General features: G+C 59.9%; 15 protein-coding genes and 1 pseudogene. 5 read left to right on the top strand and 11 right to left on the bottom strand.

Annotated elements, in window-relative coordinates:
• Positions 1-44: 44 nt before the first annotated feature.
• Positions 45-1,418, bottom strand: coding sequence for a GTPase/DUF3482 domain-containing protein (locus ACA064_RS29890; RefSeq protein ID WP_497671309.1), 1,374 nt, complete (start codon positions 1,416-1,418; stop codon positions 45-47).
• Positions 1,411-2,790, bottom strand: coding sequence for a DUF2868 domain-containing protein (locus ACA064_RS29885; RefSeq protein ID WP_497671308.1), 1,380 nt, complete (start codon positions 2,788-2,790; stop codon positions 1,411-1,413). Before ACA064_RS29885 ends, ACA064_RS29890 begins: the two co-directional genes overlap by 8 nt.
• A 95-nt stretch (positions 2,791-2,885) precedes the next feature.
• Here ACA064_RS29885 and ACA064_RS29880 point away from each other — a divergent pair, with 95 nt between their 5' ends.
• Entirely contained in the window at positions 2,886-3,398 is a 513-nt protein-coding gene (locus tag ACA064_RS29880) for a dihydrofolate reductase (RefSeq protein WP_497671307.1), read from the top strand.
• Between the two features lie 117 nt (positions 3,399-3,515).
• On the opposite strand, the gene ACA064_RS29875 is transcribed toward ACA064_RS29880, so the two are convergent.
• Entirely contained in the window at positions 3,516-4,907 is a 1,392-nt protein-coding gene (locus ACA064_RS29875; RefSeq protein WP_497671306.1) for an L-cystine transporter, read from the bottom strand.
• A 240-nt stretch (positions 4,908-5,147) separates the two neighbouring features.
• Between ACA064_RS29875 and ACA064_RS29870 the strand changes: the two genes are divergently transcribed.
• Entirely contained in the window at positions 5,148-6,203 is a 1,056-nt protein-coding gene (locus ACA064_RS29870; RefSeq protein ID WP_497671305.1) for an HAD family hydrolase, read from the top strand.
• 228 nt (positions 6,204-6,431) lie between these two features.
• Here the strand turns inward: ACA064_RS29870 and ilvD are convergent, their stop codons facing one another.
• From ilvD to ACA064_RS29850, 4 genes and pseudogenes are all read right to left on the bottom strand, one after another.
• Complete coding sequence (gene ilvD / locus ACA064_RS29865; protein ID WP_497671304.1) at positions 6,432-8,273, bottom strand: dihydroxy-acid dehydratase; 1,842 nt, start codon at positions 8,271-8,273, stop codon at positions 6,432-6,434.
• A 457-nt stretch (positions 8,274-8,730) separates the two neighbouring features.
• Complete coding sequence (locus tag ACA064_RS29860) at positions 8,731-9,189, bottom strand: REP-associated tyrosine transposase (protein ID WP_497671303.1); 459 nt, start codon at positions 9,187-9,189, stop codon at positions 8,731-8,733.
• Between the two features lie 34 nt (positions 9,190-9,223).
• A pseudogene (locus ACA064_RS29855) lies at positions 9,224-10,454 on the bottom strand (MFS transporter).
• Positions 10,455-10,659: 205 nt separating this feature from the next.
• Positions 10,660-11,856 carry a class I SAM-dependent rRNA methyltransferase gene (locus ACA064_RS29850; protein WP_497671302.1) on the bottom strand — a complete coding sequence of 399 codons (1,197 nt, stop codon included), beginning with the start codon at positions 11,854-11,856 and terminating at the stop codon, positions 10,660-10,662.
• A 311-nt stretch (positions 11,857-12,167) separates the two neighbouring features.
• On the opposite strand from ACA064_RS29850, the gene ACA064_RS29845 reads away from it, so the two are divergent.
• Genes ACA064_RS29845 through ACA064_RS29835 form a run of 3 tightly spaced genes read left to right on the top strand, consistent with a single transcriptional unit; the run spans position 12,168 to position 14,215 of the window.
• Positions 12,168-12,983 carry an HDOD domain-containing protein gene (locus ACA064_RS29845; RefSeq protein WP_497674355.1) on the top strand — a complete coding sequence of 272 codons (816 nt, stop codon included), beginning with the start codon at positions 12,168-12,170 and terminating at the stop codon, positions 12,981-12,983.
• Between the two features lie 30 nt (positions 12,984-13,013).
• The gene (mutM, locus tag ACA064_RS29840; RefSeq protein ID WP_497671301.1) at positions 13,014-13,826 is read left to right on the top strand and encodes a bifunctional DNA-formamidopyrimidine glycosylase/DNA-(apurinic or apyrimidinic site) lyase; all 813 of its coding nucleotides are present in this window, start codon (positions 13,014-13,016) and stop codon (positions 13,824-13,826) included.
• 53 nt (positions 13,827-13,879) lie between these two features.
• Entirely contained in the window at positions 13,880-14,215 is a 336-nt protein-coding gene (locus ACA064_RS29835) for a multidrug transporter (protein ID WP_497671300.1), read from the top strand.
• A 180-nt stretch (positions 14,216-14,395) separates the two neighbouring features.
• On the opposite strand, the gene ACA064_RS29830 is transcribed toward ACA064_RS29835, so the two are convergent.
• From ACA064_RS29830 to ACA064_RS29815, 4 genes are all read right to left on the bottom strand, one after another.
• On the bottom strand, positions 14,396-14,647 hold the full coding sequence (locus ACA064_RS29830) for a YfhL family 4Fe-4S dicluster ferredoxin (RefSeq protein ID WP_150642285.1): 252 nt from the start codon (positions 14,645-14,647) through the stop codon (positions 14,396-14,398).
• A 106-nt stretch (positions 14,648-14,753) separates the two neighbouring features.
• Positions 14,754-15,233, bottom strand: coding sequence for a pantetheine-phosphate adenylyltransferase (gene coaD, locus ACA064_RS29825; protein WP_497671299.1), 480 nt, complete (start codon positions 15,231-15,233; stop codon positions 14,754-14,756).
• 115 nt (positions 15,234-15,348) lie between these two features.
• Positions 15,349-16,944, bottom strand: coding sequence for a GMC family oxidoreductase (locus ACA064_RS29820; protein WP_497671298.1), 1,596 nt, complete (start codon positions 16,942-16,944; stop codon positions 15,349-15,351).
• A 78-nt stretch (positions 16,945-17,022) separates the two neighbouring features.
• On the bottom strand, positions 17,023-17,568 hold the full coding sequence (locus tag ACA064_RS29815; RefSeq protein WP_497671297.1) for a twin-arginine translocation pathway signal protein: 546 nt from the start codon (positions 17,566-17,568) through the stop codon (positions 17,023-17,025).
• Positions 17,569-17,577: the final 9 nt, after the last annotated feature.

Here is a 17,577-nt window from a genome sequence, read left to right as displayed (position 1 = left end):
CGCAGGAGCGATCAACTTCTTCGGGCCGGTGCAGACGCCCGAGATCAAGCTTCAACCAGCTTCTGCGCCAACACCTCGATCTGCTCTTGCCTCTCTGCCTGACTCAACCGCGCATGCGGATTAAGCGACGACCATTGTGGGTGTGCCCTGGCCTTGTTCAGGGCTTCCGGCAGCTTGCCCTCGCGCCAGGTTTTGTCTTGCGGGGTGGCGACCTGGATGCTGTCCATCGCCGCATGTCCGCGCAGGTCCAGCGCTTGCAGTAATTGCCGTTGGCGCAGGGCCAACAGGCGCAGCACGCTGTCGTCGACGGTCAACTCGCGCTGGCCCTTGATCTTGCCGAGCAAGCGGCTGCCATAGCTGCGGGCGGCTTGCAGTGCGCCGCCGGCAATCGCGCCAGCTAATGCTGCCGCACCGAGGGTCAAGCCGCCCACCAGTAGATCGACTCCGGCACCGGCCGCCGCACCCGCGGCAATCCCGCCACCGACCCGAACGCCAAGCTGCTTGAGGGTTTCCGGGTTGAACAAGTCGTCACCCCAGCGTCCATCCAGCAAGGGTAAATCACTGGCGGCAGCGTCCTGCGGGCGGAAGGCATAGAGCTTGAGCAGTGCTTCGACGCAGCGCTGTTCCCGTTGGCGAACGGCTTTGCGCAGTTCGCTGATGGCTTGCTGTTCCTGCTCGGCTTCGCTTACCACGCTGCGCCGACAGGCCGCGCAGTCAATCAACAGTTCGGCGATCAAGCGCGCGGCACTTTGCTGGCGAGCCAGACGTTGCTTGTGCTGGTCGGCAATCAATCGCTCCAGTTGACCGCGAGAACTCTCCAGTAGCAGAGAAAGGCTCTCGTAGAGTCGTCGCTCGCCGTCCTGCGGAGGTGCCACGCTGTCGAAACGCACTAGCGCATGCAATCCCAGGCGGGCCAACGCCTCGCGCCAATCGGGTTCTCGGTGGTTGGCACTGCTGACGAAATTCAGCACCGGCAACAGCGGCTTGCCGCAGCTGGAGAGCACCGCCAGTTCATCGCGGTACTTGGCCAACACCGGTTCGCGGGCGTCTATTACATAGAGCCCGGCATCCGAGGCCAGCAACTGGTGCAGGACTTTGGCTTCCTGTTCGAAACGCTGGCGCGCCTCGCTGCCATCGAGAAACCGCGTCAGTCGTGCGGGGCCGTCGAGGCGTTCGCCGGGACGTTCCAGGCGCTCCAGATAGTCGAGCAGGGCGATTGCATCTTCCAGCCCCGGGGTGTCGTAGAGTTCGAGCAAGGCTTCGCCGTCCACCGACAACCGCGCGCCTTCGACGTGGCGGGTAGTGCTTGGGCGATGGGAGACTTCGCCGAAGCCGACGTCCCGGGTCAGGGTGCGCAGCAGCGAGGTTTTACCAACGTTGGTATGACCGACCACGGCCAGCTTCAGTGGCTTAGTCATGTCCATTCTCCAGCCAGTTCAGCGGGGCGCAATCGGCGAACGGTAACTCCAACTGTTGCAGAGCGACGTGCCAGTCGCCCAGACGTTCGGCGTCCAGCGCCTGGCCGGGTGGCGCTTGCAGCAGCCAGATGCGGGTCGCCGTGGCGTTGCGGGCCAGTTCGGCGATCAGTGCCAGGCTGCCGCGATCCGGCGAACGACGCGGGTCGCAGGCAATCGCCAGGCGCGTCGGAGGGAAACGGCTCATTTGCTCGAGGAGTTTTTGCCGGGATTCACGGCTGTCGAGGATGCCGGCGTCTTTGACGGTTTTTGGCAACTGCGGCGGCCATGGGCGTTGATCGTCCAGCTCGATGGCGACCAGCAAAGCACCGTCACTTTCCAATGTGCTGACGCCACTCTGGATCACCGGCAATTGCTCGGGTGCCGCATCGTTGATGCCAAGCCGTTCACTGCTGGGCATCAAGCGTTCGCGCAATTGGCTGTAGCCGGGCAGATTCAGGTCGAGGCGCAAGGCATTGCGGCCGTGTTTCCAGCGCCACAAGCAGAACAGCGCCAATAGCAGACGCGGCAATATCCCGTAAACCAGCAACACCCCCACCAGCCACGCAGCCCAGGCTTGCCGGGCGCTTTCGATATTCAACGCGGCATCGCCGCTGGCGCGGATCATCTCCTCGGTTGGCACGCTGAAGCCCAAGAGGGCGGGCAGCGCGCCAAGGGCCTGGGTCATCGCGACAAAGGTCTCGCCACCGAGAATGGTGGTCTCCCAGACGAAACCGTAGCGCCGGGTCGCCAGCAGCATCAGCACAATCACCAGGGCGCTGAGCAGTGCCAGCAGCCACAAGCCGTTGACCAGTACGCCGACGGCCCAGCGATTGAGCTTCTTGCGTTGCAGTAACAGCAACAGGGCGGGCGCCAGCTGTGCGGCTTTGGCATCCCGGGCGAGTTTTTCGCTGAGCCACAACCATAAGCGCCCCAGGCTCGCGCCGTGTTCACCAGCGAACAACAGACCCAGGGCCCAGCCGAGCAGCAGAATCAGGTTCAAGCCGAGCAGGCTGCCCAGCGCCCAGAACACATTGACCGGAACCTGGCCGTTGCCCAGCGCGGCAAACGCCAGACCGGCACCGCTGACCACCGCCAGCAGCGCCAGCACGATCAATGCCAGCCGTGCGCCCTGCAGCCAATGGCGTAGCGCATCGGTGAGCCCATCGCGATCGGCCAGCCATCTGGCGCGGTACTGGATTCGGCTCGGCAGGTCGCCCCCGACGCTGCGAGCCAGGCGGTTGGCTTCGAGGTCTTCCAAAGGGCCTGCGTGTTCTTCACGCAGGCGTACGGTTTCAGTCAGCCAGAGATTTTCCAGCGGAGTCAGTGCAGTCACGCGCCATCCCATTGCTCAATTGAGGCCAAGAGCATAACCGCTGTGCGCCGATCGGGCACGTTGCGAGCATGCAAGCCTCTGGTATCCTCACCGACATGAAAAATACTCTCCCCCTCAGCCTGATCGCAGCCCTTGGTGAAAACCGCGTGATCGGCGTCGACAACAGCATGCCCTGGCACTTGCCGGGGGACTTCAAATACTTCAAGGCCACCACCTTGGGCAAGCCGATCATCATGGGTCGCAAGACCTGGGATTCCCTTGGTCGTCCGCTGCCTGGTCGATTGAACATTGTAGTCAGTCGTCAGGTGGATCTGCGCTTGGAAGGCGCGGAGGTTTATCCATCGCTGGAGGCCGCCGTGGCCCGCGCTGAAGAATGGGCCCGCGAGCAGGCCGTCGATGAGGTGATGCTGATTGGCGGCGCGCAGCTGTATGCGCAAGGGCTGGCGCAGGCCGATCGGTTGTACCTGACTCGCGTGGCGTTGAGCCCGCAAGGCGATGCGTGGTTTCCGGAGTTTGACCTGGCGCAGTGGAAACTGGTGTCCAATACCTTGAACCCGGCGGTGGATGACAAGCCGGCGTACAGCTTCGAGGTTTGGGAAAAAGCCTGAAAGCATCGCGAGCAAGCCCGCTCCCACACATGACCGCGTTCAGACACAAGTCATGTGTACGACGCAGTCTTAATGTGGGAGCGGGCTTGCTCGCGATAACGATCTATCAGGCGACGTTTAAGCCTGCACCAACTCCCCATGCTCATCCGCATCCAGCAGCTCTTTATCCGTCTGCTGCATGATCTGGCTGGTGATCGCGCCGGCGGTCATCGAGCCGCTGACGTTCAACGCGGTACGGCCCATGTCGATCAACGGTTCAACCGAGATCAGCAGCGCCACCAGTGACACCGGCAAGCCCATGGCCGGCAGCACGATCAGCGCGGCAAAGGTCGCACCGCCGCCGACACCGGCCACCCCGGCCGAACTCAAGGTCACAATCGCTACCAGCGTCGCAATCCACAGCGGATCCAGCGGGTTGATGCCTACGGTCGGCGCGACCATCACCGCCAGCATTGCCGGATAGAGCCCGGCACAACCATTCTGGCCGATGGTCGCGCCAAACGAGGCGGCAAAGCTGGCGATTGATTGCGGAATGCCCAAACGACGAGTTTGCGCTTCGATGCTCAGCGGAATGCTCGCGGCGCTGGAGCGGCTGGTAAAAGCAAAGGTCAGCACTGGCCAGATTTTACGGAAAAAGCGCAGCGGGTTGATCCCGGCCAGCGACACCAGCAGGCCGTGAACCACGAACATCAGGCCAAGACCGAGATACGACACCACCACGAAACTGCCGAGCTTGATGATGTCTTGCAGATTGGAGCCGGCGACCACTTTGGTCATCAGCGCCAGCACGCCGTAGGGCGTCAGCTTCATCACCAGCCGCACCAGGCGCATGACCCAGGCTTGCAAGGTGTCGATGGCGTTCAGCGCTTTCTGGCCTTTTTCGACATCATCCTTGAGCAGTTGCAGCGCGGCGACCCCGAGGAACGCGGCGAAGATCACCACGCTGATGATCGACGTCGGCTTGGCCCGGGACAGGTCGGCGAAAGGGTTCTGCGGAATGAACGACAGTAGCAATTGCGGGATATTCAGGTCTGCGACCTTGCCGGCGTAGTCGGTCTGAATGGTTTGCAGGCGTGCCAGTTCCTGAGTGCCGGCTACCAGACCTTCAGCGGTCAGGCCAAAAAGGTTGGTCAGACCGATGCCGATCAGCGCGGCAATGGCGGTGGTGAACAGCAGGGTGCCGATAGTCAGGAAGCTGATCTTGCCCAACGACGAAGCGTTGTGCAGACGGGCCACGGCGCTGAGGATCGAGGCGAACACTAGCGGGATCACGATCATTTGCAGCAGCTGCACATAGCCGTTGCCCACCAGATCGAACCAGCTGATGGAGGCTTTCAGGACCGGGTTACCGGCACCATAAATGCTATGCAGCGCGACGCCGAAGACCACGCCCAGTACCAGAGCCAACAAGACCTTCTTGGCCAGACTCCATGAGGTGTGGCGGGTTTGTGCCAAGCCCAGCAGCAAGGCGAGGAATACCAGCAGATTGAGGGTCAGCGGCAAATTCATTGAAGCTCCATAAGACTTGTTCCAATCGCCTTTGGCTGCGATTGCGAATCGCGAATCCTAACAGTTTGATATCTAACGAATTAATATCTGTATGGAATCAATACTGTCGTTTTTGGAATAAGCCGCTGACGCTCAGGCGAATGCCGATGACGTAATCAGGACGCAAGCAGTCGCGCGCAGGAGAGGGCTGTCATAGGGATTTGTTAGCGTCGATAGCTTCAATTCAGGGAGAAAACGCATATGAAGCTCGCTCCGAGATTGTTTGCCGTCGCGCTGTGCCTGGGCCTTGCCGGTCAGGCGTTCGCCACCGACTTGAAGCATTGGCCGCAGGACCAGGCCAAACAACTGGACACGATGATCGCGGCTAACGCCAACAAGGGTAACTACGCGGTGTTCGACATGGACAACACCAGTTACCGCTATGATCTGGAAGAGTCTTTGTTGCCGTTCATGGAAAACAAGGGCCTGATCACTCGCGAGAAACTCGACCCCTCCCTGAAGCTGATCCCGTTCAAGGACAGTGCCGACCACAAGGAAAGCCTGTTCAGCTACTACTACCGCCTTTGCGAACTCGACGATATGGTCTGCTACCCATGGGTCGCGCAGGTCTTCTCCGGTTTCACCCTCAAGGAGCTCAAAGGCTACGTCGACGAGCTGATGGCCTCCGGCAAGCCGGTGCCGAGCACCTACTACGAAGGCGATGTGGTCAAGACCATCGAAGTGAATCCGCCGAAGATCTTCACCGGCCAGAAAGAGCTCTACAACAAGCTGATGGAGAACGGCATCGAGGTCTACGTGATGACCGCCGCCTCCGAAGAACTGGTGCGGATGGTTGCTTCCGATCCGAAGTACGGCTACAACGTCAAACCGCAGAACGTGATCGGCGTGACCCTGCTGCTCAAGGACCCCAAGACTGGTGAACTGACCACCGCACGCAAGCAGATCACGGCCGGCAAATATGACGAGAAGGCCAACCTCGGCCTTGAGCTGACGCCGTACCTATGGACTCCTGCGACCTGGATGGCCGGCAAGCAGGCCGCGATCCTGACTTACATCGATGAATGGAAAAAACCGATTCTGGTGGGTGGCGATACCCCGACCAGCGATGGCTACATGCTGTTTCACAGCGTCGACGTGTCCAAGGGCGGCATCCACCTGTGGATCAACCGCAAGGACAAATACATGACCCAGATTAACGGCATGATGGCCAAGCACGCCGCGGCACAGGCCAAAGAAGGCCTGACGGTGACGGCGGACAAGAACTGGGTGATCGTCAAGCCGGAAGATATCCTGTAGGAGCTGGCGAAGCCTGCGATCTTTTGATCTTGATCTTCTGGGATCGGGGGCACCCGGAAAAGATCGCAGCCTGCGGCAGCTCCTACGGGATCGCGCATAGGCAGAATTTCACGGGAGTACCCGGTCGGTGTAGGAGCTGGCGAAGCCTGCGATCTTTTGATCTTTGGTCTTACTGAAAACAAAAAAATGCCCCGCACTTGGCGGGGCATTTTTAGGTGTGATCGACGCTTACAGCCCGTCGAGCATCGCCTTGTTACGCACAGCGCCTTTATCGGCACTGGTCGCCAGCAAAGCGTAAGCCTTCAGTGCAGTGGTCACTTTACGTGGACGCACTTCCACCGGTTTCCAGCCTTTCTGGTCTTGCTCGGCACGGCGCCCAGCCATCTCTTCGTCGCTGATCAACAGGTTGATCGAGCGGTTCGGAATGTCGATCAGCACTTTATCGCCATCCTGTACCAGGCCAATCGCGCCGCCAGCAGCCGCTTCAGGCGAAGCGTGACCGATGGACAGGCCCGAGGTGCCGCCGGAGAAGCGGCCGTCGGTAAGCAATGCGCAGGCTTTGCCCAGGCCTTTGGACTTCAGATAGGAAGTCGGATAGAGCATTTCCTGCATGCCCGGACCGCCTTTCGGGCCTTCGTAACGGATGATCACGATGTCGCCGGCCTTCACTTCGTCGGCGAGGATGCCGCGTACGGCACTGTCCTGACTTTCGAAGATTTTAGCGTTGCCTTCGAACACATGAACCGACTCGTCGACACCGGCGGTTTTCACCACGCAGCCGTCCAGGGCGATGTTGCCGTAGAGCACGGCCAGACCGCCTTCTTGCGAGTAAGCGTGCTCGACACTGCGAATGCAGCCGTTTTCACGGTCGTCATCCAGGGTTTCCCAACGGGTCGACTGGCTGAATGCCGTCTGGGTCGGGATACCGGCCGGGCCTGCCTTGAAGAAGGTGTGAACGGCTTCATCGTCAGTCTGGGTGATATCCCATTTGGCGATGCCGTCGGCCAGGGTCTTGCTGTGCACGGTTGGCAGGTCGGTGTGCAGCAAGCCGCCACGGGCCAGTTCGCCGAGGATGCTGAAGATCCCGCCGGCGCGATGCACGTCTTCCATGTGGTACTTCTGGATGTTCGGCGCGACTTTGCACAGCTGCGGCACTTTGCGCGACAGGCGATCAATGTCCTGCAGGTTGAAGTCGATCTCGGCTTCTTGAGCCGAGGCCAGCAAGTGCAGGATGGTGTTGGTCGAGCCACCCATGGCGATGTCCAGCGTCATGGCGTTCTCGAACGCCTTGAAGTTGGCGATGTTGCGCGGCAATACCGAGTCATCGTTGTCGTTGTAGTACTGACGGCACAGGTCCACGATGGTGCGGCCTGCTTGCAGGAACAACTGCTCGCGATCGCTGTGAGTGGCGAGAGCCGTACCGTTGCCCGGCAACGCCAGGCCCAGGGCCTCGGTCAGGCAGTTCATCGAGTTGGCAGTGAACATGCCGGAGCACGAACCACAGGTTGGGCAAGCGCTACGCTCGTATTCAGCGACTTTCTCGTCAGAAGCGCTGGAATCGGCGGCGATCACCATGGCGTCGACCAGGTCCAGGCCATGGCTGGCAAGCTTGGTTTTACCCGCTTCCATTGGCCCGCCGGAAACAAAGATTACCGGGATGTTCAGGCGCAAGGCAGCCATCAACATGCCGGGGGTGATCTTGTCGCAGTTGGAGATGCAGACGATCGCATCGGCGCAGTGGGCGTTGACCATGTACTCGACGGAGTCGGCGATGATCTCGCGGCTCGGCAGCGAATAAAGCATGCCGTCGTGGCCCATGGCGATGCCGTCATCGACCGCGATGGTGTTGAATTCCTTGGCGACGCCACCGGCACGCTCGATCTCGCGAGCGACCAGTTGGCCCATGTCCTTGAGGTGGACGTGGCCCGGTACGAATTGAGTAAACGAGTTGGCAATGGCGATTATCGGCTTTTTGAAGTCGGCATCTTTCATCCCCGTGGCGCGCCATAGTGCGCGAGCACCGGCCATATTGCGGCCGTGGGTGGATGTTTTCGAGCGGTAATCAGGCATGTAGCACTCCGGGCGGCTAATCAGGTATCAAAAGGGAAGTGAGCTTCTATTGACGTCTGGAACACACAGAAATGGCCGTGTGCCCGGAAGATGCCGTTGACACTGCGGGATCGCCGCGTGTCTGGGCTTGAGCTCATAAACCCGCCGGGGGATGTCTGGCGATGAGTCGTGCGATTCTACACCGCTGGCGCCAGGAAGGAATGGTGCGATGACGGGACGTACTTACGCCACGTCACATCACGCCACTGTAGGAGCGAGCTTGCTCGCGATCAGCCGTCAGGCTGAAATTATACGGTGTTCGTTGGATCGCTATCGCGAGCAAGCTCTTGTAGGCGCGAGCTTGCTCGCGATGGACGTTAACGATAACGCGTGTTTTCTGAATAAACGCATTGCCCTTGAGTCCATCGCGAGCAAGCTCGCTCCTACAGTGAGACGTACGTTTTTTCGATGACAATGCTCAGGGCCAGACGGCATCCCACAGCGGATAATCGCCTATACGTGTGACCAGCCCGGCTCTTAACGGGTTGGCAATGATGTACCGCGCCATGTCTTTCAGGTCTTCCTCACGGCGCAATGCCCGATCGAAATAGCCTTTCTGCCACAGCGGTTCATGGCAGCCTAGTGCCTTGTTGACGGCCCTCGCGCAGCGAGACTTTGTACTCTGCATCAGCTTGGGCAGGTCGCCGTTATGCAACTCAACCATCCAGTGAATGTGATCGGGCATGATCACCCAGGCCAGGGAGTCAGCAGCGCCGTTTTCTTGTGCTTTTCTAAATTCGTTCACTACCAGGCGCCCGAGGCGGCAGTCGTTGAAGACGGGTGAGCGATTGAAGGTGACAGCGGTGAGCAGATAAACGCGTCCGGATTCCGAAAAACGGCCGGTGCGTAGGGGATGGGCGTGGGGTGATTTGGACATTCCGTTGTCCTCTTCTGTGATCGGAAGATCCACGTTAAGTCGGGCGGGCAGAATTGTCTTTTCGACAGTGGATCTGGATGTGTCTGTTGCGCCGGCTGATCAGCGCATTCAAGCCAAGTCCTGCGGCGCTCAACGTCAAAAAACACAGCGCCAGGGCGGTGGTCAGGTCCTCGGACACCAGGTTGATCACCACGCTGATCAAGCCGCCGCACATGAAAATCAGCACGCCGCCGGCCGAGGTAGAGGTTCCGGCGTTTTGCGGGTAGAGGCTCATGGCCTTGGAGTTCGCGATGGGTCTGGCAATGGTGGTGCCTGCCGTGCAAATCAACATGGGGATCAACACCGTGGCGGCGCTGGTGCCGAACTGGCTGGCGAGCCACAACATCACCAGCCCTGACAAGGCGATCAGCAGCAGGCCAATAATAATCTGGGTGTCGGCTTGCAGCCGGCGGGTGCATGGCACTGGCGACAATCCCGCCGAACACATAGGCCACGCCATACAGCAACAAAGCCCATGCAAATTCGTAGGCCGAGAACTTTAGCCGCTCCATGAAAATGATCGGCGAAATGACGATAAATGAGAAATGGCAGGCAAAGGCCAAGGCGGAAATCAGCCAATAGCCGATGAAACGGATATCCGAGCAAACCAGCCAGTAAGCACTGAAAAAGCTGTGAGCCGATGCTGCGCTTCTGTGCTGGGTTTCTTCCAGCAGGAGCCAGGCTTTCAGCCAGACGATGACCGCCAGTGTGATAAAGACAAAAAAGCTGCCCTGCCAGCCCAGATGTAATTGCAGCCAGGTCCCGAGCAGGGGTGAAATCGAAATGAAAACCCCGCCGCCGGTCACCATCCAGATCCTGATTCGCTCCTGTTCCCTGCCGGCGAACAGGTCCTGGACCAGTGCCTGAGACAACACAAAAGACCCGCAGCCCACGGCCTGAATCACGCGAAAGCCCAAAAACCAGTGGTACTCGCTGGAAAGCAGGCAGCCCGTTGCGCCGACCACCGCGAGGGCAATGCCGCACAGAAGCAGCTTCTTGCGACCCAGCAAATCGGACAGCGGTCCAATCAGCGCCACGGACAATGCCAGGCCGATGGCAAACACGCTGACGGACAGGGCAATGTCGGAGGACGAGGTCTGGAAGTAATCAGACAGGGCGGGAAAGGACGGGAGCACCACATCCAGGGGGAAAACGCCAAGCAGCGTCATGGTCATCAATAGCAGGATGACCGAGGATTTTTTCGTTGAGTGTCTGGAGTGAGTCATCAGTCAGCGCTCTCAGTCCATGAGGGGGTGCTGAGGATTGAATTGATGGCGGGGGAAGTCAATGTGGAGGTGCGAAGGAAGATTCCGAGAGTAATGTAGGAGCGAGCGTGCTCGCGAAAAAACGCCCGACGATACGATCTTTCAGAAAGACCGCGTCGCGTGGGGAATCTTCGCGAGCAAGCTCGCTCCTTGGGAGCGCCCGCGGTTAGCTGTTAGGCAGGAGTCGGCAGGTAATGCTCTTGATGTAGCGCGTTTCGGCGATTGCCGGGTGTACCGGATGATCTGGACCCTGGCCGCCGCGTTCGAGCAGCTGGATATTGCGGTCCAGGTGACGGGCGCTGGTCAGCAGGATGTTTTGCAGGTCGTCTTCGGGCAGGTGCATGGAGCACGAAGCGCTGACCAGAATGCCGTCTTTGCTGAGCAGGCGCATGGCTTGCTCGTTCAGGCGGCGGTAGGCGCCTTCGCCGTTCTTCAGGTCTTTCTTGCGTTTGATGAAGGCGGGTGGATCGGCGACGATCACGTCGAAGCGTTCTTCACTGGCCTTCAGTTCTTTCAGGGCTTCGAAGACGTCGCCTTCGATGCAGGTGATTTTTTCGGCAAAACCGTTCAGCGCAGCGTTGCGCTCGACGCCATCGAGGGCGAAGGCCGAAGCGTCGACGCAGAACACTTCACTGGCGCCGAAGGCTGCAGCTTGCACGCCCCAGCCGCCGATGTAGCTGAACAGGTCGAGCACGCGTTTACCCTTGGCGTACGGGGCAAGGCGGGCGCGGTTCATGCGGTGGTCGTAGAACCAGCCGGTTTTCTGGCCGGCCATGACTGGCGCTTCGAATTTCACGCCATTCTCTTCCAGGGCAACCCACTCCGGCACCAGGCCGAAGACGGTTTCGACGTAGCGATTGAGGCCTTCGGCATCACGGGCGGCGGAGTCATTCTTGAACAGAATGCCGCTGGGTTTGATCACCTGGGTCAGCGCTGCGATCACGTCGTCTTTATGGGCTTCCATAGTCGCCGAAGCGATCTGGACCACCAGAATGTCGCCGAAACGATCGACTACCAGGCCCGGCAGCAGATCGGAGTCACCGAAGACCAGGCGATAGAAAGGTTTATCAAACAGCCGTTCGCGCAGGGACAGGGCCACGTTGAGGCGATGCACCAGCAGCGACTTGTCCAGCGGCAACTTGATGTCGCGTGACAGCAGGCGGGCGCAGATCAGGTTGTTCGGGCTCATGGCGACGATGCCCAGCGGCTTGCCGCCGGCAGCTTCCAGAATCGCTTGATCGCCCGCCTTGAAGCCGTGCAGTGGGGTGGCGGCTACATCGATTTCGTTGCTGTAGACCCACAGGTGACCGTTGCGCAGACGACGGTCGGCGTTGGCTTTGAGGCGCAGGCTTGGCAGGGACATGACGTCGCTCCGGAAAAAAGAGCGGGAGTATAGCCTGTTGTGTAGTAAATGGCCGCGCGGCCGGATGGACTGTAGGGGCGAGCTTGCTCGCGATGGTCTCAAGGGCGGCGCGTTTATTCAGAAAACACGCGTTATCGTTCACGTCCATCGCGAGCAAGCTCGCTCCTACAGAAAGCCCAGCGTTGCATCGGGTTTTGGTGGTGTCGGATCGGAGTTTATAAGGGTTAGAATCGCCGCCTAGTCCAGAGTGTGTACCTATGTCCCAAGAGCTTTCCGCCGAACAGATCCAACAGGTTTTGCAAGGCATCAGCGTGCCGCCTCAACCGCAAATCATGGTGGATTTGCAGATGGAGCAGTACATGCCGGACCCGGACCTGGAAGTCATCGCTCGGTTGATTGCTCAGGATCCAGGTCTCTCCGGGGCACTGCTGAAGGTCGTCAACTCGCCGTATTACGGGCTGAGCAACAAGATCGCGTCGATCCAGCGCGCAGTGAACCTGTTGGGCAGCCGCTCGGTTATCAATTTGATCAACGCCCAGTCGATCAAGGGCGAAATGAACGACGACACCATCGTCACCCTGAACCGTTTCTGGGACACCGCTCAGGATGTGGCAATGACCTCCCTGACCCTGGCCAAGCGCGTGGGCTCGCAAGCGGTGGATGAAGCCTATGCCCTGGGGTTGTTTCATGATTGCGGGGTGCCGCTGATGCTCAAGCGCTTCCCCAATTACATGGCCGTGCTTGAAGAGTCTTATGCCAGTGCCAGCGCGCAATGGCGTGTGGTGGACACCGAGAACCGGGCGTTCAACACCAACCATGCCGTGGTCGGTTATTACACCGCGAAGTCCTGGCGTCTGCCGGAGCATGTGAGCAACGCGATCGCCAATCACCACAATGCGCTGGCGATCTTCAGCGAAGAATCGTCGCGCAACAGCCAGTTGAAAAACCTGTTGGCGATACTGAAGATGGCTGAACACATTTGCGCCTCCTACCGGGTCCTCGGCAATCAGATCGATGACCACGAGTGGAACAGCATCGGCCACCTGGTGCTCGACTATGTCGGCCTTTCGGACTACGACTTCGAGAACCTCAAAGAGTCGATTCGCGAGTTGGGCGCTCACCGTTGAGCGTCGGTTATTTTCTGACCTGAGAGTGCCATGCCTGAATTACCTGAAGTCGAAACCACCCGGCGCGGTATCGCCCCGCACCTGGAAGGCCAGCGCGTCAGCCGGGTGATCGTCCGTGACCGGCGCTTGCGCTGGCCGATTCCGGAAGACCTTGATGTGCGTCTGTCCGGCCAGCGCATCGTGACGGTCGAACGACGGGCCAAGTACCTGCTGATCAATGCCGAGGTCGGGACGCTGATCAGCCATTTGGGCATGTCGGGAAATTTACGCCTGGTGGAAGTCGGCATGCCGGTGGCCAAGCACGAACATGTGGATATCGAACTGGAATCGGGTCTGGCCTTGCGCTACACCGACCCGCGGCGTTTCGGGGCGATGCTCTGGAGCCTCGATCCACTCAATCACGAGCTGTTGATTCGCCTGGGGCCGGAACCGCTGACCGATCTGTTTGACGGCGAACGACTGTTCCAGCTTTCCCGCGGGCGCTCGATGGCGGTGAAACCCTTCATCATGGATAACGCCGTGGTGGTCGGCGTGGGCAATATCTACGCGACTGAAGCGCTATTCGCTGCCGGTATCGATCCGCGCCGGGAGGCCAAGGGCATTTCCCGGACGCGTTACCTGAAGCTGGCCATCGAAATCAAACGCATCCTCGCTCATGCTATCGAGCGCGGTGGTACGACCCTGCGCGACTTTATCGGTGGCGACGGTCAGCCCGGCTACTTCCAGCAGGAATTGTTCGTCTACGGGCGCGGCAATGAACACTGCAAAGTCTGCGGTACAGGCCTGCGAGAGGTTCGTCTGGGGCAGCGCGCCAGCGTTTTTTGCCCACGTTGCCAGAGCTGAGTAGGCCTCAGGGTCTATAGTGAGCCCTCGTTTGCTTGCTGAAGGACCGTGCCATGAATCTGTTTCCTACCCTCGCTGTTGCGCTGGCCTTGAGCCTGGGCCTGCAAACTTCGCCAGCCTGGGCGTCTGCCGGGGAGGGCAGCGGTGACCCGAGTTATGCCATTGAGAACCCGCCGGCCTTCGCCATGATCGGTGACCTGTTGATCGCCCGGCCATTGCTGGTGGCGGCGACTGTCATAGGCGCGGGGGTGTTTGTGCTGTCGTTGCCCTTTACTGCGTTTGGCGGCGGGATTGGCGAGGCCGGTCAGGCGCTGGTGCTCGATCCGGGTAAAGCGGCGTTCGTTCGTTGTCTGGGGTGTACCGGGGAAGGGTATGACCAGCGGGAGTGATTGAGGGGGTGGCTGCTTGCCCCAATACTGTAGGAGCGAGCTTGCTCGCGATGGACTCAAGGGCGGCGCGTGTATTCAGAAAACACGCGTTATCGTTAACGTCCATCGCGAGCAAACGGAACGCCGCCCGGCTGCTCCTACAAGAGCCCTTATTTTGAAAGGCACCCCAATATCTGAAACCTACACCTTGCCAGTAATGATCTTGTACTTGGCCATCAGCTGTTCTTCGGTTTCCGGATGGGCTTCATCCAGCGGGATGCAGTCGACCGGGCAGACCTGCTGGCACTGCGGTTCGTCGTAATGGCCGACGCATTGGGTGCACAGGTTCGGGTCGATCACGTAGATCTCTTCGCCTTGAGAGATGGCGGCGTTCGGACACTCGGGTTCGCAGACGTCGCAATTGATGCAATCGTCGGTGATGATCAGGGACATGGGGCACTCCTGCCGGGGCGGCTGGCCCAGGCATATGAAAACTCTAATGCGCACAATTGTGCCGCATTGGCGCCCGGAGTGCACGCGGGCGCGATGAGCTACCTTGCTACTTCTTGAAGCGTTCGTTCAGGGCGTCAGCGACGCACGGGTGGACGAACTTCGTGATATCGCCGCCCAGAGTTGCGATTTCACGAACCAGCGTCGAGGAAATGTATGAATAGCGCTCCGACGGGGTGAGGAAAAGACTTTCCACATCCGGCGCCAACTGGCGGTTCATGTTGGCCAACTGGAATTCATATTCGAAGTCCGATACCGCTCGCAGGCCTCGCAGAAACACATTGGCATTCTTCTCCTTGGCGAAGTGCGCAAGCAGCGAGGAGAAGCCGACGACTTCGACGTTCGGCAAATGTTTTGTGACCTCGCGGGCCAGCGCCACTCGCTGTTCCAGGGGAAACAGCGGGTTTTTCTTCGGGCTGGCGGCGACAGCAATGATTACATGGTCGAACAGGCGCGCGGCGCGCTCGACCAGATCGCCATGGCCCCTGGTAATAGGGTCGAAGGTACCTGGGTACAACACTCGGTTCATCGCGTCGTCCTGGCGGGAGTCCGTTGGGGAGTCGGATGGTATCGCAGCCGTCCCGGTCGGCCAAGCAGCCTTTAGAAGAAGAAAGGACTATAGACAGTACGAATAATGTGCTTTTTCACAAGCTTTTTAAACGCTCGGCGAGTGAAGTCGCCAATTGCGCCGTCAGCCCGTAGACCGACAACTGTGGGTTGGCGCCAATGCTGGTGGGGAACAGCGAACCATCGTGGATCGACAGATTGCTCAAGTGATGATGCCGTCCGAGGCTGTCGCAGACGGCATTTTTCGGCTCTTCACCCATGGCACAGCCGCCCATCACGTGAGCACTGCCCAGGCGCGTGCGATACAGCTCAAGGCTCAGACCGTCGATCAGCGTGCGGGCTTCGGCCAGGGTTTTTACATAACGGGCATCGCTGTGCAGGGGCATGACTTGTCTGGCGCCGCCGGCGAACTGAATTTCCGCCATGCTGTGGAAGGCCCGGCGCAGGCCATCCCAGACATAGGGTGAAACCTGGTAGTCGAGTACCGGCGTGCCATCACCGCGCAATTCGACGCTGCCGCCGGGGCTGTCCGGGTGGAAACCGTCCCGCAGCAGCGCGAGCATGGCATGGGTATGGGGCAGCTGTTCCATGCGCAGGGCGTTGTCTGCGCCGAATCCGCCGAACAAGGTGCTGGCCAGCGCCGGATGCAGTGGCGGCACTTCCAGTTTGTAGGACATCCTGCCGGTGGTGCCGTCCTGCCATTGAAAATGATCGGAATAAATCGATTGAGGCGCGCCGTAGAACGGGTTGATCACTTCGTCGAAATGTCCGGCGGACATGTTCACCAGATGCAGGAAAGTCCGTTTTCCAAGCCGCTGATGGGGGTCGGGAGCCTCGGAGCGCAACAGCAAGGCCGGACTGTTGATGCCGCCACCGGCCAGCACATAGTGCCGCGCCTTGACGGTAATGCTGCGCCCGGTCGGCGCGACGCAACGGGCATCCATGGCCACACAGTGCAGGCCGCTGATCTTGTCGTGCTTGATCAGCAGGCGCTCGGCGCGGGCCAGATACAGCAGTTCGCCGCCGTTTTCCAGGGTGGCTGGAATGGTGGTCACCAGCATCGATTGTTTGGCATTGGTCGGGCAGCCCATGCCGCAGTAGCCGAGATTCCAGCAGCCGCGAACGTTGCGCGGGATCACATGCCAGCCATAGCCAAGGCTTTCGCAACCCTTCTTGATCACATCGTTGTTGGCATTGGGCGGCATGATCCAGGGCGCGATGCCGAGGCGTTGCTCCATTTTTTCGAACCAGGGCGCCATCTCGGCGGGGCTGTGGCCTTTGACCTGGTGTTCCTTGGCCCAGTGTTCGAGCGTCGGCTCTGGAGTTCGAAAACTGGAGGTCCAGTTGATCAGCGTTGTGCCGCCGACCGCGCGGCCTTGCAGGATGGTGATGGCGCCGTCCTTGCTCATGCGGCCGATGCCTTCCTGATAGAGGCTGGCGTAGGCCTGGTCTTCGAGCATCTTGAAATCGCTGCTGGTCTTGAGCGGGCCTTCTTCGATCAGCAGCACCTTGTAACCGGCGGCACTGAGAATTTCCGCGGTGGTCCCGCCACCGGCACCGCTGCCGATGATCGCCACGTCCGCTTCCAGTGTCAGGTCCTGCTCGAGTTGCGAGCCATCGCGGGTTTTCCAGCCACGGGCCAAGCCCTCGCGAAACAGATCAGGTACGGGCATGTCGGGTTCTCTTATTTTTGTTTTGTGGGAGCGGGCTTGTGTGGGAGCGGGCTTGCCCGCGAATGGAGCACCGCAATCTCAAATCTTGGGCGGCCCCGGATACCCGCAATGCGCCCACGACTCAGCGCAGCCATACCAGGCCATCATCACCAGTTGCACAAGCGAGCAGTGGCCCATGCGCAGCAGGCTCAGCGAGCTGTTTTCCCAGCGCTTGAGAAAGTGCCGGATATCATCGGCGCTGGCGTTCTCCCAACTGCCCCAGACCCCGGTCAATGGCCCGCGGGTGACAGGCATGCCGAGCACGTCGAACAGCTGCCGGGTCAGCTTGAGCATTTCCGGTGATAGGTGATCGAGGCCGCGATCCAGGCTTTGCAGGGTGCCGTCGATGGCGGCGGGCATTTTTTCGGTGGCAGTGGCTCCCTCGAGCATCACCGGAATCAGCGTCCGCAGCAATGCCAGGTCACTGCTGCGCAGAATCGCAAAGCCGCTGGCCGGAGTATTGGCCGAGCAACCGCTGAGGCTGGCGCCGAGCCCGGCGGTGGCCAGGAAGGCGCTGGCGCACAGGCTGAATTTCAACAGACTGCGGCGTGACAACTCGGGTGATTCAGACAGGCTTGGGTTCATTATTGTTAT

The organism is Pseudomonas sp. LBUM1658 (genome assembly GCF_059716055.1).
This window is presented reverse-complemented; position numbering and strand designations above follow the sequence as displayed.

Bases quoted from the DNA above. Each gene is read 5' to 3' on its own strand.
- ACA064_RS29860 (WP_497671303.1), bottom strand. From the start codon at position 9,189: ATGTCCAAATCACCCCACGCCCATCCCCTACGCACCGGCCGTTTTTCG.
- ACA064_RS29870 (WP_497671305.1), top strand. From the start codon at position 5,148: ATGAAGCTCGCTCCGAGATTGTTTGCCGTCGCGCTGTGCCTGGGCCTT.
- ACA064_RS29890 (WP_497671309.1), bottom strand. From the start codon at position 1,418: ATGACTAAGCCACTGAAGCTGGCCGTGGTCGGTCATACCAACGTTGGT.
- ACA064_RS29835 (WP_497671300.1), top strand. From the start codon at position 13,880: ATGAATCTGTTTCCTACCCTCGCTGTTGCGCTGGCCTTGAGCCTGGGC.
- ACA064_RS29830 (WP_150642285.1), bottom strand. From the start codon at position 14,647: ATGTCCCTGATCATCACCGACGATTGCATCAATTGCGACGTCTGCGAA.
- ACA064_RS29875 (WP_497671306.1), bottom strand. From the start codon at position 4,907: ATGAATTTGCCGCTGACCCTCAATCTGCTGGTATTCCTCGCCTTGCTG.
- coaD (WP_497671299.1), bottom strand. From the start codon at position 15,233: ATGAACCGAGTGTTGTACCCAGGTACCTTCGACCCTATTACCAGGGGC.
- ACA064_RS29880 (WP_497671307.1), top strand. From the start codon at position 2,886: ATGAAAAATACTCTCCCCCTCAGCCTGATCGCAGCCCTTGGTGAAAAC.
- mutM (WP_497671301.1), top strand. From the start codon at position 13,014: ATGCCTGAATTACCTGAAGTCGAAACCACCCGGCGCGGTATCGCCCCG.
- ilvD (WP_497671304.1), bottom strand. From the start codon at position 8,273: ATGCCTGATTACCGCTCGAAAACATCCACCCACGGCCGCAATATGGCC.
- ACA064_RS29850 (WP_497671302.1), bottom strand. From the start codon at position 11,856: ATGTCCCTGCCAAGCCTGCGCCTCAAAGCCAACGCCGACCGTCGTCTG.
- ACA064_RS29820 (WP_497671298.1), bottom strand. From the start codon at position 16,944: ATGCCCGTACCTGATCTGTTTCGCGAGGGCTTGGCCCGTGGCTGGAAA.
- ACA064_RS29815 (WP_497671297.1), bottom strand. From the start codon at position 17,568: ATGAACCCAAGCCTGTCTGAATCACCCGAGTTGTCACGCCGCAGTCTG.